Source organism: Microbacterium sp. KUDC0406, from assembly GCF_021582875.1.
Classification (GTDB): Bacteria; Actinomycetota; Actinomycetes; order Actinomycetales; family Microbacteriaceae; genus Microbacterium.
In genome coordinates, this window is record NZ_CP091138.1 from 775,362 (window position 1) to 792,873 (window position 17,512).

General features: G+C 68.7%; 14 protein-coding genes and 2 pseudogenes. 12 read left to right on the forward strand and 4 right to left on the reverse strand.

Annotated features, from left to right (window positions below):
- Both clpX and L2X99_RS04000 read left to right on the forward strand, forming a co-directional pair.
- Positions 1 to 1,269, forward strand: coding sequence for an ATP-dependent Clp protease ATP-binding subunit ClpX (gene clpX, locus L2X99_RS03995; protein WP_236124974.1), 1,269 nt, complete (start codon positions 1 to 3; stop codon positions 1,267 to 1,269).
- 205 nt (positions 1,270 to 1,474) lie between these two features.
- Positions 1,475 to 1,756 (forward strand): hypothetical protein, encoded by a 282-nt coding sequence (locus L2X99_RS04000; protein ID WP_236124973.1) that lies wholly within the window; start codon positions 1,475 to 1,477, stop codon positions 1,754 to 1,756.
- Here L2X99_RS04000 and L2X99_RS04005 read toward each other — a convergent pair.
- Positions 1,749 to 2,246: a GyrI-like domain-containing protein gene (locus tag L2X99_RS04005; protein ID WP_236124972.1), complete on the reverse strand. Its 498-nt coding sequence runs from the start codon at positions 2,244 to 2,246 to the stop codon at positions 1,749 to 1,751. The genes L2X99_RS04000 and L2X99_RS04005 overlap by 8 nt on opposite strands.
- A gap of 112 nt (positions 2,247 to 2,358) precedes the next feature.
- Between L2X99_RS04005 and L2X99_RS04010 the strand changes: the two genes are divergently transcribed.
- Entirely contained in the window at positions 2,359 to 3,477 is a 1,119-nt protein-coding gene (locus L2X99_RS04010) for an epoxide hydrolase family protein (RefSeq protein WP_236124971.1), read from the forward strand.
- A 28-nt stretch (positions 3,478 to 3,505) separates the two neighbouring features.
- Here the strand turns inward: L2X99_RS04010 and L2X99_RS04015 are convergent, their stop codons facing one another.
- Both L2X99_RS04015 and L2X99_RS04020 read right to left on the reverse strand, forming a co-directional pair.
- A complete protein-coding gene (locus L2X99_RS04015) occupies positions 3,506 to 4,243 on the reverse strand; it encodes a class I SAM-dependent methyltransferase (protein WP_236124970.1) in 738 nt (245 codons plus the stop codon).
- Entirely contained in the window at positions 4,236 to 6,284 is a 2,049-nt protein-coding gene (locus L2X99_RS04020) for a M3 family metallopeptidase (protein ID WP_236124969.1), read from the reverse strand. The genes L2X99_RS04015 and L2X99_RS04020 overlap by 8 nt, the downstream gene beginning before the upstream one ends.
- A 130-nt stretch (positions 6,285 to 6,414) precedes the next feature.
- Here L2X99_RS04020 and L2X99_RS04025 point away from each other — a divergent pair, with 130 nt between their 5' ends.
- The 7 genes and pseudogenes from L2X99_RS04025 (at position 6,415) to L2X99_RS17795 (ending at position 14,190) form a co-directional block, all read left to right on the forward strand.
- The gene (locus L2X99_RS04025) at positions 6,415 to 8,712 is read left to right on the forward strand and encodes an ROK family protein (protein ID WP_236124968.1); all 2,298 of its coding nucleotides are present in this window, start codon (positions 6,415 to 6,417) and stop codon (positions 8,710 to 8,712) included.
- 245 nt (positions 8,713 to 8,957) lie between these two features.
- Complete coding sequence (locus L2X99_RS04030; RefSeq protein WP_236135660.1) at positions 8,958 to 9,695, forward strand: ABC transporter permease; 738 nt, start codon at positions 8,958 to 8,960, stop codon at positions 9,693 to 9,695.
- Positions 9,688 to 10,578: an ABC transporter permease gene (locus tag L2X99_RS04035; RefSeq protein ID WP_236124966.1), complete on the forward strand. Its 891-nt coding sequence runs from the start codon at positions 9,688 to 9,690 to the stop codon at positions 10,576 to 10,578. Before L2X99_RS04030 ends, L2X99_RS04035 begins: the two co-directional genes overlap by 8 nt.
- Positions 10,575 to 11,573, forward strand: coding sequence for an ABC transporter ATP-binding protein (locus tag L2X99_RS04040; RefSeq protein ID WP_236124965.1), 999 nt, complete (start codon positions 10,575 to 10,577; stop codon positions 11,571 to 11,573). Before L2X99_RS04035 ends, L2X99_RS04040 begins: the two co-directional genes overlap by 4 nt.
- Before the next feature lie 34 nt (positions 11,574 to 11,607).
- A pseudogene (locus L2X99_RS04045) lies at positions 11,608 to 12,465 on the forward strand (ABC transporter ATP-binding protein); the annotation flags it as partial.
- Between the two features lie 373 nt (positions 12,466 to 12,838).
- A complete protein-coding gene (locus tag L2X99_RS17790; RefSeq protein WP_268928546.1) occupies positions 12,839 to 13,417 on the forward strand; it encodes an ABC transporter substrate-binding protein in 579 nt (192 codons plus the stop codon).
- A gap of 113 nt (positions 13,418 to 13,530) precedes the next feature.
- Entirely contained in the window at positions 13,531 to 14,190 is a 660-nt protein-coding gene (locus L2X99_RS17795) for an ABC transporter substrate-binding protein (RefSeq protein ID WP_268928547.1), read from the forward strand.
- Here L2X99_RS17795 and L2X99_RS04055 read toward each other — a convergent pair.
- Positions 14,177 to 15,166 (reverse strand): LysR family transcriptional regulator, encoded by a 990-nt coding sequence (locus L2X99_RS04055; protein ID WP_329608127.1) that lies wholly within the window; start codon positions 15,164 to 15,166, stop codon positions 14,177 to 14,179. The two genes, L2X99_RS17795 and L2X99_RS04055, sit on opposite strands and share 14 nt — an antisense overlap.
- Positions 15,167 to 15,253: 87 nt before the next feature.
- Here L2X99_RS04055 and tdh point away from each other — a divergent pair.
- Together tdh and L2X99_RS04065 are read left to right on the forward strand one after the other, a co-directional pair.
- Positions 15,254 to 16,296, forward strand: a pseudogene (gene tdh, locus L2X99_RS04060) (L-threonine 3-dehydrogenase).
- A 19-nt stretch (positions 16,297 to 16,315) separates the two neighbouring features.
- On the forward strand, positions 16,316 to 17,500 hold the full coding sequence (locus tag L2X99_RS04065; protein ID WP_236135661.1) for a glycine C-acetyltransferase: 1,185 nt from the start codon (positions 16,316 to 16,318) through the stop codon (positions 17,498 to 17,500).
- Positions 17,501 to 17,512: the final 12 nt, after the last annotated feature.

Here is a 17,512-nt window from a genome sequence, read left to right on the forward strand (position 1 = left end):
ATGGCACGAATCGGTGAGAGCGCCGACCTGTTCAAGTGCTCGTTCTGCGGAAAGAGCCAGAAGCAGGTCCAGCAGCTGATCGCCGGCCCCGGCGTGTACATCTGCGATGAGTGCGTCGAGCTGTGCAACGAGATCATCGAAGAGCGGATGGCGGAGTCCGCCGGGGGAGCGGTCGCCGATTTCGACCTGCCCAAGCCGCGCGAGATCTTCTCGTTCCTCGAGGAGTACGTGGTGGGCCAGGAGGCGGCGAAGCGGTCGCTCTCGGTCGCGGTGTACAACCACTACAAGCGCGTGCGCGCACGCAGCACCCTGCAGCCCGCCGAGCAGAAGGCCGAAGAGGTCGAGGTCGCCAAGAGCAACATCCTCATGCTCGGCCCGACCGGCTGCGGCAAGACCTATCTCGCGCAGACGCTGGCCAAGCGCCTCAACGTGCCGTTCGCCGTGGCCGACGCCACGGCTCTCACCGAGGCGGGCTACGTCGGAGAAGACGTCGAGAACATCCTGCTCAAGCTGCTGCAGGCCGCCGACTACGACACCAAGCGCGCCGAGACGGGCATCATCTACATCGACGAGATCGACAAGATCGCCCGCAAGGCCGAGAACCCGTCGATCACCCGCGACGTGTCGGGCGAGGGGGTGCAGCAGGCGCTGCTGAAGATCCTCGAGGGCACGGTCGCCTCGGTGCCGCCGCAGGGCGGCCGCAAGCATCCGCACCAGGAGTTCCTGCAGATCGACACGACCAACGTGCTGTTCATCGTGGCCGGCGCCTTCGCCGGGCTGGAGGACATCATCTCGGCGCGCGTCGGCAAGCACGGCGTCGGCTTCGGCGCCCCGCTGCACGACAAGGGCAAGGACCTCGACCTGTTCGGCGAGGTGCTCCCGGAAGACCTGCACAAGTTCGGGCTGATCCCGGAGTTCATCGGTCGGCTGCCGGTCGTCACCTCGGTGTCGCCGCTCGATCAGGAGGCGCTGATCGACATCCTCACCGGTCCGCGCAACGCACTGGTGAAGCAGTATCAGCGCATGTTCGAGCTCGACGGCGTTCAGCTGGAGTTCGAGGACGACGCGCTGCGCTCGATCGCCGACCTCGCGGTGCTGCGCAAGACCGGCGCACGCGGTCTTCGGGCGATCCTCGAGGACGTGCTGGGCCCGATCATGTTCGAGATCCCCTCGGCAGAGGACGTCACGAAGGTCGTCGTGACCAAGGAGGCCGTCGAAGACGGAGCGCCGCCCACGGTGGTGCTGTCGCGCAAGCGCAAGAGCGCCTGACCGGTGACGGTCGCCGGCACGATCGTCACCCTGGGTGGCGGCGGCTTCTCGATGTCCGACGACGGCGGGTCCGCCATCGACGACCTGCTGCTCGAGCTCACCGGTCGCGAGAGACCGAAGTGTGCTTCGTCCCCACGGCGAGCGGTGACTCGGTCGACTACAGCAGACGGTTCGAAGCCGCGTTCGCGGGCGTGCGGATGCCTCGGTGCTGTCGTTGTTCGGCAACTCGGCCCACGACTACACCGATCCCGGAAGCGCGTGCCCGCACTATCTCGGTGAGCCCGGGCGCCAGGAGAAGTACCGCGGCTGGGTCGGGGCGGGCGTGCTTCCCGACGGCCACGCCGCCGACGACTACACGGCTATCGTCTGGCGCGACGGCGAGGTTGTCGAAGCCGTGAGCGAGCGCGGCGAGCGGCCGGTGGTGCGCGTGCGGCGCGACGGCAGCGCCGGCATCGAGGACGAGGTCCCGGTGCGCGTGCTCAGCTGACCGGCAGGATCAGGTCGGTGCGGAGCTGTTCCGGAGCGACCGTGGGGTCGGACACGTAGACCTCGATCGAGATGCCCCTCGGCTGCAGACCTTCGGCGAGACTGCGCTCGACCAGCCCCGTCCAGCCGGCCCCGAGGCCCTCGTACGACCCGAAGACCGTGGTCGCCGTGGCTGGGCCGGCCGGGAGTGCTGCCGCCGTGATCGGCGGGCCGTCGCCGGCCGCGATCGGCTGGGCGGGCGCGTTCGCGACCGGGAAGCCGAGCTCCAGATCGAACACCTCCATGGGGTTGCCGTGATAGATCGCGAGGGCGGGACCGGCGGGTGTGAGCGTCCCGTCGGCGAACTGCGCGGCGATCGCCCGGTAACCCCTGTCGAACGCGTCGCGCAGATCGCCGATGCGCAGACCCTCGTGGCGGATCACCGCGAGCGGGACCGGCTCGAGATCCAGCCGGTCCGTCGCGCCGAACGGTGCCTCGGGGAAAGCGGTCATGATGGTGCTCCTTCGTCGGCCGGCATCGGTCGGAGCCAGCATAAGACCCCGCCGGAACCGGCGCCAGCCTCCGGTGCGGCGGGATGTCGGAGCCTGCGCGTGGCATCGGCGCATGTCGACTCCCCGGCCCTTCTCGATCGCCGCCCCCGAGGACGAGTTCACTGACCTGCGCGAGCGTCTCAGGCGATTCCGTCCGCTGCCCGATTCACCGCGTCGCCCTCCGGCGGGCATGTCCGCGGAGTATCTCGGCGAGCTCGTCGCGACCTGGCGCGGGTGGGACTGGCGTAGCCGGGAGGCCTGGCTGAACGGGCATCCGCAGTTCCTCGTCGACATCGACGACACGACGCTGCACTACGTGCATCTGAAGTCGGGGCGGCCCGATGCGCCGGCGCTGCTGGTGATGCACGGCTGGCCGCACACGTTCGCACTGCAGCTCGACTTCGCCGACCTGCTGCCGGACTTCGACGTCGTCGTGCCCAGCCTGCCGGGCTTCGGCTTCTCCAGCGCGTACGCAGGCGGCCCGATCACCGAACCGCGACTCGCGGCGACGATGCACGCACTCATGACCGATGTTCTCGGCTACCGCCGGTACCTCACCTACGGCGAGGACGTGACGGCGAACGTCAACGATCTCATCGCGGCGACCTACCCCGAGTCGGTCGCCGGCGTCCTCGTCACCCACGCGCACTTTCCGACGCCCGACGAGCGACGCACGCTGACCGCTCCCGAAGAGACGGCGTTCTTCCAGCGCCTCGACGCGTGGGGCGGCCCGAACGGCGCCTACGGACATGTTCAGGGCACGCGGCCGGACACACTGGCAGCAGGGCTGAACGATTCACCCGCCGGGCTCCTCGCATGGCTGACGGAGAAGCTCGTGGAATGGAGCGACACGCCAGAGGGAGACCCCCGTGCCGTGGAACGGCGCTTCTCGCGCGAGCGCATCCTCACCGAGGCGATGATCTACTGGAGCACGCAGAGCATCGGCACCTCGTTTCGCAGCTACTACGAGGACGGGAACGGAGGCGAGGGCATCCCGCCTGTCGACGTGCCGGCATCCGTGCACATCCAACGACACGAGTGGGATTACCCGGAGTCACTGGCGCGACGGTTCTACCGCGACCTGCGCACCTTCGAGCGGCTCGAGGAAGGCGGGCACTTCGCTGTTGCCGAGGTGCCCCAGGCGATGGCTGAACGCGTCCGCGCGTTCGCCCGGGACATCGGGGTGCTGTGACGGATCCCATGTCCGATGCCGTGGTCGTTCACCCCTCCGCGACGAGCTCGGCGATCAGAACGACGTGCTGATCCACGCGCCACTCCGTATGCCGTGACACGGAGAAGCCCGACTCTGCGACCGTCGCCTCCAGCGCCACGAGTGACGCAAAGGGATCGTGATCGATGTCGAACGCCTGGTCCTCCGCCCGCACCGGGCGGCGACTCTCCGCCATGAACGTCGCGGTCACGGCGCGACCGCCCGGGCTGAGCACCCGCAGCCACTCGTCGATGGCGCCGCGCGCATCGGGGATGAGGTGCAGCGCCGTCACGCAGGTGACCAAGTCGACCGAGGCATCGGGCAGCGGGAGCGCCGCGGCATCCGCCTCGACGAACTCGGCCCCCGGAAAAGCCTCGCGCGCGACCGCCAGCATTCCTGGGGAGATGTCGGCACCGACCATCCGCGCGCCGGGAAGCCGTGAGCGCAGTGCGCGCAGCACCAGCCCCGTCCCCGTCGCGACGTCGAGCACCGTCCCCGCATCCGACGTTGCGACGAACGCTGCCACGGACGCGGCGAGCTCACGATGGAACGCGCCCTCGTCGTACCCGGGCGCGCGCAGGTCGAACGCGTCGCGGATCGCCGTCAGGCCGTCGGACCTCCGCGAGTTCTCGGAGGAATCGGCGGCATCCCTCCGAGATCCTGCAGATCTCCGGAGGGATGCCGCGCCGGATGCCGCGCCGGACGCCGCGCCGGATGCCGCGTCCGCCAGCGCCTCCTGATCAGCCATCGAGTCCGCGGCGCTTCAGCAGCGGGGCGATCTCAGCGTCGCGCCCGCGGAAGTCCCGGTAGGCCTCCAGAGGGTCCCTCGATCCGCCGACGCCGAGCAGCAGCGAACGGAAGCGGTCACCGTTGTCCCTGGTCAGGCCCCCGTTCGTGCGGAACCACTCGACGGTGTCGGCATCGAGCACCTCGCTCCAGATGTACGAGTAGTAGCCGGCGCTGTAGCCGCCCGAGAATACGTGCGCGAAGTACGTCGAGGAGTACCGGGTGGGCACTGCCGGGTCGTTCAGGCCGATGTCGGCGAGCGCCGCCGCCTCGAACGCGGCCACGTCGTCGACGGCCGCGCCTGCTGGCAGCAGGTGCCAGGCCTGGTCGAGCCAGGCCGCGGCGAGGTACTCGCTGGTGGCGAAGCCCTGGTTGAAGGTCTCGGAGGCCCGCAGGCGCTCGACGATCGCCGGGTCCAGCGGCTCACCCGTCTCGTGGTGGCGGGCGTAGGAGTCCAGAACCTCGGGCCAGAGGATCCACATCTCGTTCACCTGGCTGGGGAACTCGACGAAGTCGCGGAACACGTTGGTGCCGGAGAAGTGCGGGTACGTCACCGTGGCGAACAGCCCGTGCAGCGCGTGCCCGAACTCGTGGAACAGGGTCGTGACCTCGTCGAGGGTGAGCAGGGTCGGCTGTCCTTCGCCGGGCTTGGCGACGTTGAGGTTGTTCACGACGACGGGAGCCGTGCCGCGCAGCCGGGACTGGTCGACGATCGAGTTCATCCAGGCTCCGCCGCGCTTGGAATCGCGCGTGTACAGGTCGAGGATGTACAGACCCTGGGCGGAGCCGTCCTCATTGGCCACCTCGAACACCCGCGCATCCGGGTGATAGGCCGTCAGATCGGTGCGCTCGGTGAACGTCACGCCGTAGAGCTTCGTCGCGGCGGCGAAGACGCCGTCCTGCAGCACGCGCTCGGCCTCGAACCACGGACGCAGCGCGGCCGAGTCGATGTCGTACTCCGCCTGCCGCACCTTCTCGGTGAAGTACGCCCAGTCGTGGGCCTCCACGGCGAACGGCGCCTCCTCGGTCTCGTCGACGATCGCCTGCAGACGTGCGCGCTCGGATGCCGCGTTGCGGGCCGCCGGAGCCGCCAGCTGCCGCAGCATCCGCTCCACCGCCTGCGGCTCGCCTGCGGTCTCGTCGGCGGTCACCGCCGCCGCATGCGACGGGTAGCCGAGCAGCTCGGCGCGCTGTGCGCGCAGCGCGACGATCTCGGTCAGCGCGGCGCCGTTGTCGTTCTCATTGCCACGGGATGCCCGGGAGCGCGACGCCTGCATGATGCGGCGTCGGCTCTCGCGCACGCGCAGCGAGGCGAGGTACGGGTGCCCCGTGAACAGCGGCAGCGTGACCAGGTACCCCGGGAGACCGCGGTCTGCGGCAGCGCGCTGCACCGCCGAGAGCTCGCCCTCGCTGAGGCCGTCGAGTTCGGCCACGTCGTCGAAGTGCACGGCGAGATCGTTGGTGTCGGCGAGCAGGTTCTTCTCGAAAGCCGTGCTCAGCGAGGACAGCCGCTGATTGAGGTCGGTGAGCCGAGCTTTCGCCTCGTCGTCGAGTCCTGCGCCGGCGAGAGTCATCTCGCGATGACGGCGCTCGACCAGGTACCGCTGCTCCGCGTCCAGGCCGAGCTCATCGATGCGCTCGTGCAGCTGGGAGACGCGCCAGTACAGCGCGGCGTCGAGCGTGATCGCATCCTCATGTGCGGCCATCAGCGGCGCGAGGCGCTCCTCGATCTCCTGGATCTCGGCCGTCGCATCCGCCGAGCTGACCGTGTAGAACGCGTGCGCGACGCGCTGCAGGGTCTCACCGGAGCGTTCCAGAGCCTCGATCGTGTTCTCGAAGGTCGGCATCGATCGCACCATCGTGATGCGCCGCACCTCGGCGAGATGCTCGCGGAATCCCGCGTCGAACGCGGGCAGGTAGTGCTCCGGCCGGATGGCGCCGTAGTCGGGCAGTCCATAGGGGAGTGAAGACGGAACGAGAAGCGGGTTGGCATCGTCGGTCATCCTCCGAGCCTAGGGGTTTCCGGCACCCGGTTTGACAGCAGGGCGTCCGGCGCCCACAATGATGAAAGCACTTTCGGAAGAGTTATGAAACACGATTAGAAAGTGCCTTTCGATGATGAAGGGGAAGAGGATGTCCGCCATTGACGTGAAGCTCATCGCGCAGTGCCTGGCCAGCCTGCGCGATCGGGAACGCGCCACGATCTCCGACCTCGCCGAGAGCACCGGGCTTTCGCGCCCGACCGTCACCGCCGCGCTGACGGCACTGACCGAGTCCGGGCTCGCTGTCGAGCACGAGGCGCGAGCCGCTGCAGGACGCCCGGCCCGGACGTTCTCTCCGGTCGCCGGATCACCCGTCATTGTCGGGATCGACCTGACCCGCAGCACGGTGCGACTGATCGTCGCCGACCGCACCGGACGCGTGCTGGGCCGACAGGAGACCGACGTCGCCCCGCCGACCACGGCCCAGCCCTCCCTGGCCCCAGTCCGCACCCTGCTGCAGCAGACCCTGGAGCGGATCGGACGCCGGCAGTCGGATGTCGCAGCGATCGGCATCGCCGCGGCCGGACTCATCGACGAGAACGGCATCCTCATCTCCGCTCCGCAGGTCACAGGGTGGAACGGTCGCGATCTGTCGGCGATGTTCAGCGATTACTTCGGCGCCCCGGTCGTGGTCGACAACGACCTGTCCCTGGCCGCCGAGGCCGAATCCCGTGGCGGTGCGCTCACCGACGCTGAGACCGGCGTGTACGCACTGACCTGGCATCACGTCTCCGCCCGCGTCACCGCCTCCGGGCAGGTGCTGCGAGGCCGCCGCGGGCGCGCCGGCGAGGTCGGCCTGCTCCGCGCCTTCAGCGATGTCGCCGTGCCCGAGGGCGCCCTTCTCGAAGCGGTCCCGCGTGTGGGCGCCGACCTGCGCCTGCTGCGCGACGACCCCGCCGACCTGCGCGGCCTCGCCGCGCTCGAGTCCCTCAGCGCCGCGATGACGCCGGCGATGGCCGCGCTGCTGCTGACCGCCGATCCCGACGTCATCGTGCTCGGCGGCGAACTCGGCGAGTTCGCCGACCTCATCGCCGGCCCGCTGGCAGAGGGCATCCGCACCGCCGTGACCGGCATCGACTCCGGCACGCGCATCATCCGCGGTGGCGAGTTGGGCGCGGATGCCGCGGCCCTCGGCGCCCTCGGGCTCGCCTTCGAGAAGCACTCCACCCGCATCTACGGGGTGCCGGACGTTCCGGCACCCGTCATCACCACCGATTCGGAGTACGAACAGATGACCACCGACACCGCCTCTGAGCAGGCTCCCTTCCGTGCCGCAGCGATCGGAGTCGGCGCACGCGTCGGCCTCGCGCTGCACGTGAAGGAGGTGGGCGGCACGGTCGTCGCGGCCGTCGACCCCGACCCGCGCACGCACGAGCGCGCGGCGCGGCTCTTCGGAGACATCCCGGTGTTCGCCTCCGTGGCGGAGCTGCTGGCATCCGGCATCGAGGTCGACGGGGCTTTCATCACGACCCCCGACTTCACGCACGCCGAGGTCGCCATCGAGCTGCTCGAAGCCGGCATCCCGTCATACATCGAGAAGCCGCTCGCGATCTCGATCGAGGACGCCGACCGCATCCTCGAGACCGCGTACCGCACCGGAACCAAGGTCTACGTCGGGCACAACATGCGTCACATGCAGGTCGTGCGCATGATGAAGGACATCGTCGACCGCGGCGAGATCGGCGAGGTCAAGGCGATCTGGTGCCGGCACTTCGTCGGGCACGGCGGTGACTACTACTTCAAGGACTGGCACGCCGAGCGCGACAAGGCGATGAGCCTGCTGCTGCAGAAGGGCGCCCACGACATCGACGTGATGCACTGGATCGCCGGCACCTCCACCCGCTCGGTCGTCGGTATGGGCGACCTGGCGATCTACGGCGACGTCGAGTCCCGCCGCGACAACTCGGACCGCCGCATGGGCGACTGGTTCTCGATGTCGAACTGGCCGCCGGCCGCGCAGCAGGACCTCAACCCGGTCATCGACGTCGAGGACATCTCGATGATCATGATGCGCACTGATTCCGGCGTGCTGATGAGCTACCAGCAGTGCCACTTCACCCCGGACTACTGGCGCAACTACACCGTGATCGGCACCGAGGGCCGCATCGAGAACTTCGACGACGACGCCGGTGGCGAGATCCGGCTGTGGAACGCCCGCAGCGACTACCTCGAGAAGGGGCATGTGCGCTATCCGATCGAGGATGGCGGCGACGGCGGGCACGGCGGCGCCGACCCGCTCACCGTCGCCGAGTTCGTGGACTTCGTCCGCACTGGGGCCCCGACCGACACCAGTCCCGTCGCCGCCCGTGACGCCGTCGCCGCCGGCATCGGGGAGCGCTCTCGATCCGGTCGAACTCCGAGCCGTTCGAGATCCGCGGCTGAGCGATGACCTGCTCGACTACTACGCGGCGCACCAGCCCGCGCGCGAACCGGCCGGGGACTGATGCTGCGCTACGCGCTTCGGCGCATCCTGATGATGATCCCGACTCTGATCGGGTCGACCTTCCTCGTCTACTTCCTGGTCTTCCTCATCCCCGGCGACCCTGTCGCCAGGCTCGCCGGGGAGAGAAGCGGCTCTCGGACTCGACCATCGCGGCGATCAGAGACCAGTACAACCTCGATGATCCGTTCTTCGTGCAGTACGGGAAGTACCTCTGGGGCGTGCTGCAGGGTGACTTCGGCCACGACTTCAACGGCAACTCGGTCTCCACGCTGATCGCCACGGCGCTGCCCTACACGGTGGTGCTCGCGCTGTCGGCGTTCGTGCTCAAACTCATCATCGGTGTGTGCCTTGGCGTGTGGGCCGGACTGCGGCAGGGGAAGTTCCCCGACAAGTTCAACCTGTTCTTCACGATCTTCTTCCTGGCGGTGCCGGGCTTCATCATCGCCTACTTCTCGCAGTACCTGTTCGGCATCAAGCTGCACTGGCTGCCGATATCCGGGGTGCGGATGGGGTTCCCGATCGCGTTCATCATGCCCGCGATGGTGCTGGCGCTCGAGACGGCTTCGCCGCTCGCCCGGCTCAGCCGCACCAGCCTGGTGGACGTGATGCGGTCGGACTACATCGTCACGGCGACCGCGAAGGGGATCGGTCCCCAGCGGATCATGTGGGTGCACGCCCTGCGCAACGCCTTCATGCCCGTCGTCACCTACCTCGGCCTGAGCATCGCGGCCCTGCTGGGCGGATCGGTCCTCATCGAGACGATCTTCAACCTGCCGGGTCTCGGCGGCACGCTGAACCGGGCGATCGAGACGCAGAACGGCCCCGTCGTCGTGGGCGTCTCGATCTTCCTGCTGCTCTTCTACCTGGTGGCCGCGCTGATCGTCGACCTGCTCTATCCGATCATCGACCCGAGGGTGCGCCATGCGTGAGTCCACCACCTCGCTCATCACCGCCAAGCGCCGGCGCGGACGCCCGCGCAGTGGCCTGCGCAGCCTGTGGAAGAGCCCGTTCTTCGACATCGCCGCGCTCATCATCATCGTCGTCACGCTGATGGCGCTGTTCCCGGCCCTGTTCACGCACATCGACCCGCGCGACTGCGATCTGTCCATGTCGCGCGTGGGACCCGAACCCGGTCACCCGATGGGCTTCGACATCCAGGGCTGCGACTACTGGTCGAACATCGTGTACGGCGCGCGCACGTCGCTCGAGGTCGGCGTCTACACCGCGGCGATCTCGTTCGTGATCGCTCTGATCGCGGGGTCGCTCGCCGGCTACTTCGGGGGTGTCCTCGACTCGATCATCTCCTGGACCGCGAACGTCATCCTCGGCATCCCGGTCGGCATCGCGAGCCTGGTGATCCTCTACCAGTTCCGCTCCCGCACGGTGTGGACGATCGTGTTCGTCCTGGTGTTGTTCAGCTGGGCGGCGACCATGCGCTACATGCGCAGCTCGGTCATGCAGGTGCGCAATCTGGAGTACATCCAGGCTGCCCGCGGACTGGGCGTCGGACCCTGGCGCATCCTTCGTTCGCACGTGATCCCGAACGCCGTCACCCCGCTGATCGTCATGACCACGCTGTCCGTCGGCGCCGGTATGGCGGCCGAGGCCGGATTCTCGATCCTCGGCGTCGGCCTCAAGCTGCCTGCGTTCTCGTGGGGCATCCAGATCGCCCTCGCGAGCCAGGACGGCAACTGGCAGATCGCGCCGCTGCTGATGTTCTTCCCCACGCTGATGCTGGGTCTGACCACGCTCGCCTTCGTCGTGCTGGGTGAGAGCCTGCGCGACGCCCTCGACCCGAAGGCCCGCCGATGACCGCCCTGCTGGACGTCCAGAACCTGTCCCTCGAGTTCCGCTCGCCCGGGAGTCCGCCGATCGCCGCCCTGCAGGACGTCAGCTTCACGCTGGACCGCGGCGAGACGCTCGCCGTGCTCGGCGAGTCCGGCTCGGGCAAGAGCATCACCGCCAAGGCGATCATGGGCATCCTGCCCAAGCCGGCCTCGCACATCACCGGCGGGCGCATCGTGTTCGACGGAGACGACCTGCTGACGCTGCCCGCCGCGAGACTGCGGAAGGTGCAGGGCGCGCGGATCGCGATGGTGTTCCAGGACGCGCTGAGCGCGCTGAACCCCGTGCAGACGGTGTCCACCCAGATCGCCGAGCTGTACCGCGTGCACCGCGGCATGTCGAAGAAGCAGGCGCACGCCGCAGCGATCGAGATGATGCGCGCCGTGCGCATCCCGGATGCTGCGAACCGGGCGAACGACTATCCGTTCCAGTTCTCCGGCGGCATGCGCCAGCGCATCATGATCGCGATGGCGCTCGCACTGGATCCCGACATCCTGATCGCCGACGAGCCGACCACGGCGCTGGACGCGACCGTGCAGGCGCAGATCCTCGAACTGCTCGGCGAGATCACCCGGGAGCGGCAGATGGCGCTGCTGATGATCACCCACGATCTCGGCGTCGCCGGCCAGCTGGCGGATCGCGCACTGGTGATGTACGCCGGCCGGGTCGCCGAATCAGGTCCGATCGGGCCGATGTTCGACAGCCCCGCGCATCCGTACACGAAGGGTCTGCTCGGATCCATCCCCTCCGCCGCCCACCGAGGCGGAGACCTGCCCACCATCCAGGGGCTGCCGCCGGACATCGCCCAGCGTCCGCCCGGATGCAGCTTCAACCCTCGATGCGCGTACGCCACGGCCGAGTGCCGTTCGGTGCTGCCGCCGCTCGATCTGTTCACCCCCGAGCGGGCCGCCGCCTGCCACCACAAGCAGGAGGTGATCGCCGATGTCGCTGTTGGAGCTTGAATCGGTGCGGCGCTTCTACAAGCAGAAGCACACGATGTTCTCGCGCGGCGAGCACGGACAGGTGCGCGCCGTCGATGGCGTCGACTTCACCGTGGAGGAGGGCGAGACCGTCGGTCTGGTGGGGGAGTCCGGCTGCGGCAAGTCCACCCTCGCGCGCATCATCTGCGGGCTGGAGCCGCCCAGCGAGGGCACAGTCCGCTGGAACGGCGCGGACGTCGGCGCCATGTCGCACTCCGACCGCAAGACGCTGCTGCATCGTGAGGTGCAGATGGTCTTCCAGGACCCGCACGCGTCGCTCGACCCGCGCCGCTCGGTCGGTCAGTCGATCGCCGAGGGCATCACGACCCACAGGCTGCTGCCTGCATCGAAGGTGGAGGCGCGCGTGGGGGAGCTGCTCACCCAGGTGGGCCTGAACCCCGATCACGCGCACCGCTACCCGCACGAGTTCTCCGGCGGGCAGCTGCAGCGCATCGGCATCGCCAGGGCTCTGGCCGTCGAGCCGAAGCTGCTGGTCTGCGACGAACCGGTCTCCGCGCTGGACATCTCCGTGCGAGCGCAGGTGCTGAACCTGCTGAACCGCCTCAAGCGCGAACTGGGGCTGTCGATCATCTTCATCGCCCACGATCTCGACGTGGTGCAGCACATGTCCGACCGCATCGTGACGATGTACCTCGGCAAGGTGGTCGAACAGGGCGACTGCGAAGACGTGTACGGGGCCACGGCGCATCCGTACACGCGGGCGCTGCTGTCGGCCATTCCGCGCAAGCTCGCGCCGAACGAGCGTCTGGAGCGCGTCGTGCTCGAGGGCGACCCGCCGTCGCCGATCGACCCTCCGCCCGGATGTCCGTTCCACACGCGGTGCTACGCGGCCATCGAGCGGTGCGCCACTGACGTGCCCGCCCTCGACGCGGTCCCCGGCGGACGCCCGCAGCACCGGGCATCCTGCCACCTCGCCGCCCAGATCACGCTGTCGAAGGTCGGCATGGTCTCCACGATCTCCTCCTCCCCTCCCCATCCGAAAGGAACACCTGATGAAAAGCACCACCAGCCGCATCGCGGTCGGCATCGTCGCCGTTGCCGCGTGCGCGACGATGCTGACCGGATGTCTCGGCCAGCCCTCCGACGCCGGCGAGGGCAAGACGTCCTTCGTCGCCGTCAACAACGGCGAGATCGGGCGCATCACCGGCGCCCAGAACCCCGGCAGCCAGATCGCCATGGGAATCTGCGAGCCGCTGACCGGCATCGAGGAGGACGGCTCGGTCTTCATGCGCGGCGCGGAGTCCCTCGAGAGCGACGACCAGGTGCACTGGACCGTGAAGGTGGCGAAGGACCACACCTTCTCGGACGGCACTCCGATCACCGCGAAGACCTACGTCGACACGTTCAACTTCGTCGGCGCCGGCAAGAACGCGATGCCCTCGAACTACGCGTACGGCCCGATCAAGGGGTACGACGAGCTGAACCCCGCCGAGGGTGAGGCGACCGCCACCGAGTTCTCGGGCATCAACCTCGTCGACGACAGCACGTTCACGATCGAGACCAAGACCCCGAACAACGACATGCCGTTCATCCTGTCGCAACTGGCGTTCTGCCCGATGCCGGAGAGCGCGTTCGCGGATCCGGTGGCCTATGACAAGAAGCCGATCGGCAATGGCGTGTACACCCTGGAGAAGCTCGACCCGCAGGTCGAGGCCGTGCTGAAGAAAGACCCGAAGTACAAGGGCTGGGTGCCCGAGGGTGCCGCCGACCAGATCACGTTCCGTGTGTACACCGACACGAACACCGCGTACCAGGATGTCGTGGCCGGGAACGCCGACGTGCTGCGCAGCCTGCCCCGGGGCTGATCGCGCAGGGCCGCAACTCGCTCGGCGACAAGGGCCTCACGGCGATCGACCGCAACACGCTGCAGACGTACTTCACCTGGCCGACCTACCTCGACAAGACGTTCCCGATCGAGGTGCGCCAGGCGTTCTCGATGATCGTGAACCGCGAGAGCATCTCGAAGGATCTCTTCAAGGACGCGACCGTCCCGGCCGGCTCACTGATGCCGAACTCGGTCTCGGCCTACCGTGAGGACGCCTGCGGCCAGTACTGCACGTTCGATCCGGACGCCGCCAAGGCGCTCATCGCGAAGTCGGGCTTCACCGGCAGCATCCCGCTGAACTACTCCTCGGCGAACACCACGGACGCGGCGACGGCGCTGGCGATCTCGAACTCGGCCAAGGAGATCGGCCTCGAGATCGAGCCCAAGCCGGTTCCCGCAGACGCACTGGCGGAGACGATCAACTCGTACAAGCTGGACGGCCCCGTCATCCAGCTGTGGGGTTCGTCGTTCCCGGCCGCATCGGAGTGGGTCGCATCGGTGTACGTCGACGCGAACTACCGGCTGCAGTACAGCGATCCCGAGGGCGAGGCGGCCGTGGCCGCTGCGCTCGCGGCGCCGACCCAGGACGAGGCGGACGCCCTGTGGCAGAAGGCCGAGGACTGGATCCTCGCGGATCAGGTGATCCAGCCCCTGTACCAGCAGGTGATGTACATCGCCCACACCGAGTGCATGACCCCGCACGCGGCCGGTGGCGACATGCAGATCTACCGCACAGAAGTCACCTGCAAGTGACGCTCTGACGGCGGATCCGGCGAGGGCCGGGGCGGGGGGATCCTCCGTTCCGGCCCTCGCTCTTGCTCAGGCGATCAGGGCCGCCATCACCCGTTCGAGTGCCTCGGCGACCAGGCGCACCGAGCGCCGATGCAGGTTCTCCGGCCGCGCCAGGACGTCGATCATGCGGTTCGTGCTGACGCCTCGGAGCGGACGGCGCACGACGCCCGTCGCGTCGGCGACGACGGAGGTGTACCGGCGGCAGCATCCCCACCACGCCACCGGCGGCGATCACCGTGGCCGCGACGCCGTAGTCGTTGATCCGGTGCACGACGTCGACCGGCCTGTTGGTCACCGCCGAGATCGTGCGCAGCACGTCGTCGGGGGAGTAGCCGGTGCGGCTGGTCACCCAGCGCTCGCCCACCACCTGCTCGGGTGTCAGGGTCGTCCGCGAGGCGAGCGGATGCGTCGCGGCGAGAGCGACGTCCAGCGGTTCCGTCGCCAGGGGCACGGAGCGGATGCCGCTGTGCGGCCAGGGCGCGCTGTGCTCCATGCGGTGTGCGAGCACGAGGTCGTAGCGCGCGGTGAGTGCGGGGAACTCGCTCTGCGCGACGTCCTCGTCGGTGAAGCGGATCGTGGGGACGTCGTCCCCGGCACCGAGCTCGCGCACGAGCGGACCGAACAGCGCCTGCGCTGCGCTGAGGAAGCCGCTCACGGTGACCACGCCGGACGGTGCGGCCTCGAAGCGATCCACCGCGGTGCGTGCCGCTGCCATGGCGTCCAGCGCAGCAGCCCCCGCCTCGGCGAGGACCTCACCGGCCGGCGTGAGCACGAGCGCGCGACCCTGCTTGCGGGTGAGCGGTGTGGCGACCCCGCGCTGCAGGGCCGCCAGCTGCTGGGAGACGGCGGACGGAGACACGTGCAGTGCCTCGGCGACGGCGCTGACGCTGCCGAGAGCTCCCAGCTCGCGGAGGATCTGCAGTTGCGGGAGGTTCATATGCCCATTCAAACATGTAGATGTGCTTAATCATCACTCCAGGAAGTGCCCATTGATCTTCACGGTCTGCAGGAGTGGGATCGAAGTATGAAGGCTCTGTTCAAAGACGGCCCGCACGCCGGGCTCGCACTCGTGGATCGCCCCGATCCTGTCGCCGGACCCGACGAAGTCGTCATCCGGGTGCTCCGCACCGGCATCTGCGGCACCGACCTGCACATCGAGCGCTGGGACGACTGGGCCGATTCCGAGGTTCGCACACCGCTCATCCCCGGACACGAGTTCTACGGCGAGGTCGTCGAGGTCGGCCCGCTCGCGCACGACATCTCCGTCGGCGACCGGGTGTCCGGCGAGGGCCACATCGTGTGCGGCATGTGCCGCAACTGCCGCGCAGGACGCCGTCAGATGTGCATCCGCACAATCGGCCTCGGCCTGCACCGCGACGGCGCATTCGCCGAGTACCTGTCGCTGCCCGCCGCGAACGTCTGGGTGCACCACTCAGACATAGAGCCCGAGGTCGGTGCGATCTTCGACCCGCTCGGGAACGCCGTACACACCGCCCTGGCCTTCCCCGTGATCGGCGAGGACGTGCTGGTCACCGGATGCGGCCCGATCGGCCTCATGGCGATCGCCGTCGCGCGGCACGCCGGCGCGCGGTTCATCACCGCCACCGACATCAGCGCCCCGCGCCTCGAGCTCGCCGCGCTGATGGGCGCAGACCGGGTCGTCGACGTCTCGAAGGAGGACGTGCGCGATGCGCAGAAGGCGCTCGGCATGCGCGAGGGCTTCGACGTGGGCTTCGAGATGAGCGGCGCGCCGACCGCCCTGCCGACGATGATCGAGAACATGAACCACGGCGGCCGGATCGCCATGCTGGGTCTGCCCAGCGCGCCGTTCGGCGTGGACTGGGCAAGATCGTCACGCACATGCTGACGATCAAGGGCATCTACGGGCGCGAGATGTTCGAGACCTGGAACGCGATGGGCGCCATGCTGCAGACCAGCCCGGCGCTGCGCGAGGCCATCGGCCGCATCATCGCCGACGTCATCCCGGCATCCGATTGGGAGAAGGGCTTCGCGGCAGCGGCATCCGCCGGCACCGGCAAGATCATCCTGGACTGGACGCGGCTCTGAGCCGCAGGAGAGAGCGCACATGTACGGCGCATTCCAGCAGCACCTGGCATCGGAGCTCGACGGCATCGAGCGGGCGGGGCTCACCAAGCACGAGCGCGGCATCCGCGGTCCGCAGAGCGCGCAGATCACCGCCGACGGCGCCGAGGTGCTGAACTTCTGCGCGAACAACTACCTCGGCCTCGCCGACGACCCGCGCATCCTCGCCGCGGCGAAGGGTGCGCTGGACGAGTGGGGCTACGGCATGGCCAGCGTGCGATTCATCTGCGGAACACAGGAGCAGCACCTCGAGCTGGAGCGCCGGCTGGCTGCGTTCCTCGGCACCGACGACGCGATCCTGTTCTCGTCGTGCTTCGACGCGAACGGCGGTGTCTTCGAGACGCTGTTCTCGGCCGAGGACGCCATCATCTCGGACGAGCTGAACCACGCGTCGATCATCGACGGCATCCGCCTGTCGAAGGCCCGTCGGCTTCGCTATCGCAACAGCGACATGGCCGATCTCGAGCAGCAGCTGAAGGAGGCCGCCGATGCGCGCTTCCGCGTGATCGTGACCGACGGCGTGTTCTCGATGGACGGCTACATCGCCAAACTCCCGGAGATCTGCGACCTGGCCGAGAGGTACGACGCACTGGTCTTCGTCGACGACTCGCACGCGGTCGGCTTCATCGGCGAGAACGGCCGCGGCACACCGGAGCTCTGCGGCGTCGCGGATCGCGTCGACATCTACACCGGCACCTTCGGCAAGGCGCTGGGCGGGGCATCCGGCGGGTACGTCGCCGCGCATCGCGACATCGTCGCCCTGCTGCGTCAGCGCTCGCGCCCCTATCTGTTCTCGAACACGCTCGCGCCGTCGATCGTGGCAGGCACCCTGACCGCTCTCGACCTGGTGGAGGGATCCGCGGCGCTGCGCGCGCAGCTGCGCGAGAACGCAGAGCTGTTCCGCCGCCGGATGACCGAGGAGGGCTTCGATCTGCTGCCCGGCGAGCACCCGATCGTGCCGGTGATGTTCGGCGACGCCGCGCTGACCGCACGGATCGCCGCAGAGATGCAGCGCCAGGGCGTGTACGTGACCGCGTTCAGCTTCCCGGTGGTACCGCGCGAGAAGGCGCGCATCCGGGTGCAGCTGTCCGCTGCGCACACCGCGGAGCAGGTCGAGCGCTGCGTCGCCGCGTTCGTCGCCGCGCAAGAGGCGGTCGCCGCGGTCTGACGAGGATGTCGG

Bases quoted from the DNA above. Each gene is read 5' to 3' on its own strand.
- clpX (WP_236124974.1), top strand. From the start codon at position 1: ATGGCACGAATCGGTGAGAGCGCCGACCTGTTCAAGTGCTCGTTCTGC.
- L2X99_RS04005 (WP_236124972.1), bottom strand. From the start codon at position 2,246: ATGACCGCTTTCCCCGAGGCACCGTTCGGCGCGACGGACCGGCTGGAT.
- L2X99_RS04010 (WP_236124971.1), top strand. From the start codon at position 2,359: ATGTCGACTCCCCGGCCCTTCTCGATCGCCGCCCCCGAGGACGAGTTC.
- L2X99_RS04015 (WP_236124970.1), bottom strand. From the start codon at position 4,243: ATGGCTGATCAGGAGGCGCTGGCGGACGCGGCATCCGGCGCGGCGTCC.
- L2X99_RS04020 (WP_236124969.1), bottom strand. From the start codon at position 6,284: ATGACCGACGATGCCAACCCGCTTCTCGTTCCGTCTTCACTCCCCTAT.
- L2X99_RS04025 (WP_236124968.1), top strand. From the start codon at position 6,415: ATGTCCGCCATTGACGTGAAGCTCATCGCGCAGTGCCTGGCCAGCCTG.
- L2X99_RS04035 (WP_236124966.1), top strand. From the start codon at position 9,688: ATGCGTGAGTCCACCACCTCGCTCATCACCGCCAAGCGCCGGCGCGGA.
- L2X99_RS04040 (WP_236124965.1), top strand. From the start codon at position 10,575: ATGACCGCCCTGCTGGACGTCCAGAACCTGTCCCTCGAGTTCCGCTCG.
- L2X99_RS17790 (WP_268928546.1), top strand. From the start codon at position 12,839: ATGCGCGGCGCGGAGTCCCTCGAGAGCGACGACCAGGTGCACTGGACC.
- L2X99_RS04055 (WP_329608127.1), bottom strand. From the start codon at position 15,166: ATGAACCTCCCGCAACTGCAGATCCTCCGCGAGCTGGGAGCTCTCGGC.
- L2X99_RS04065 (WP_236135661.1), top strand. From the start codon at position 16,316: ATGTACGGCGCATTCCAGCAGCACCTGGCATCGGAGCTCGACGGCATC.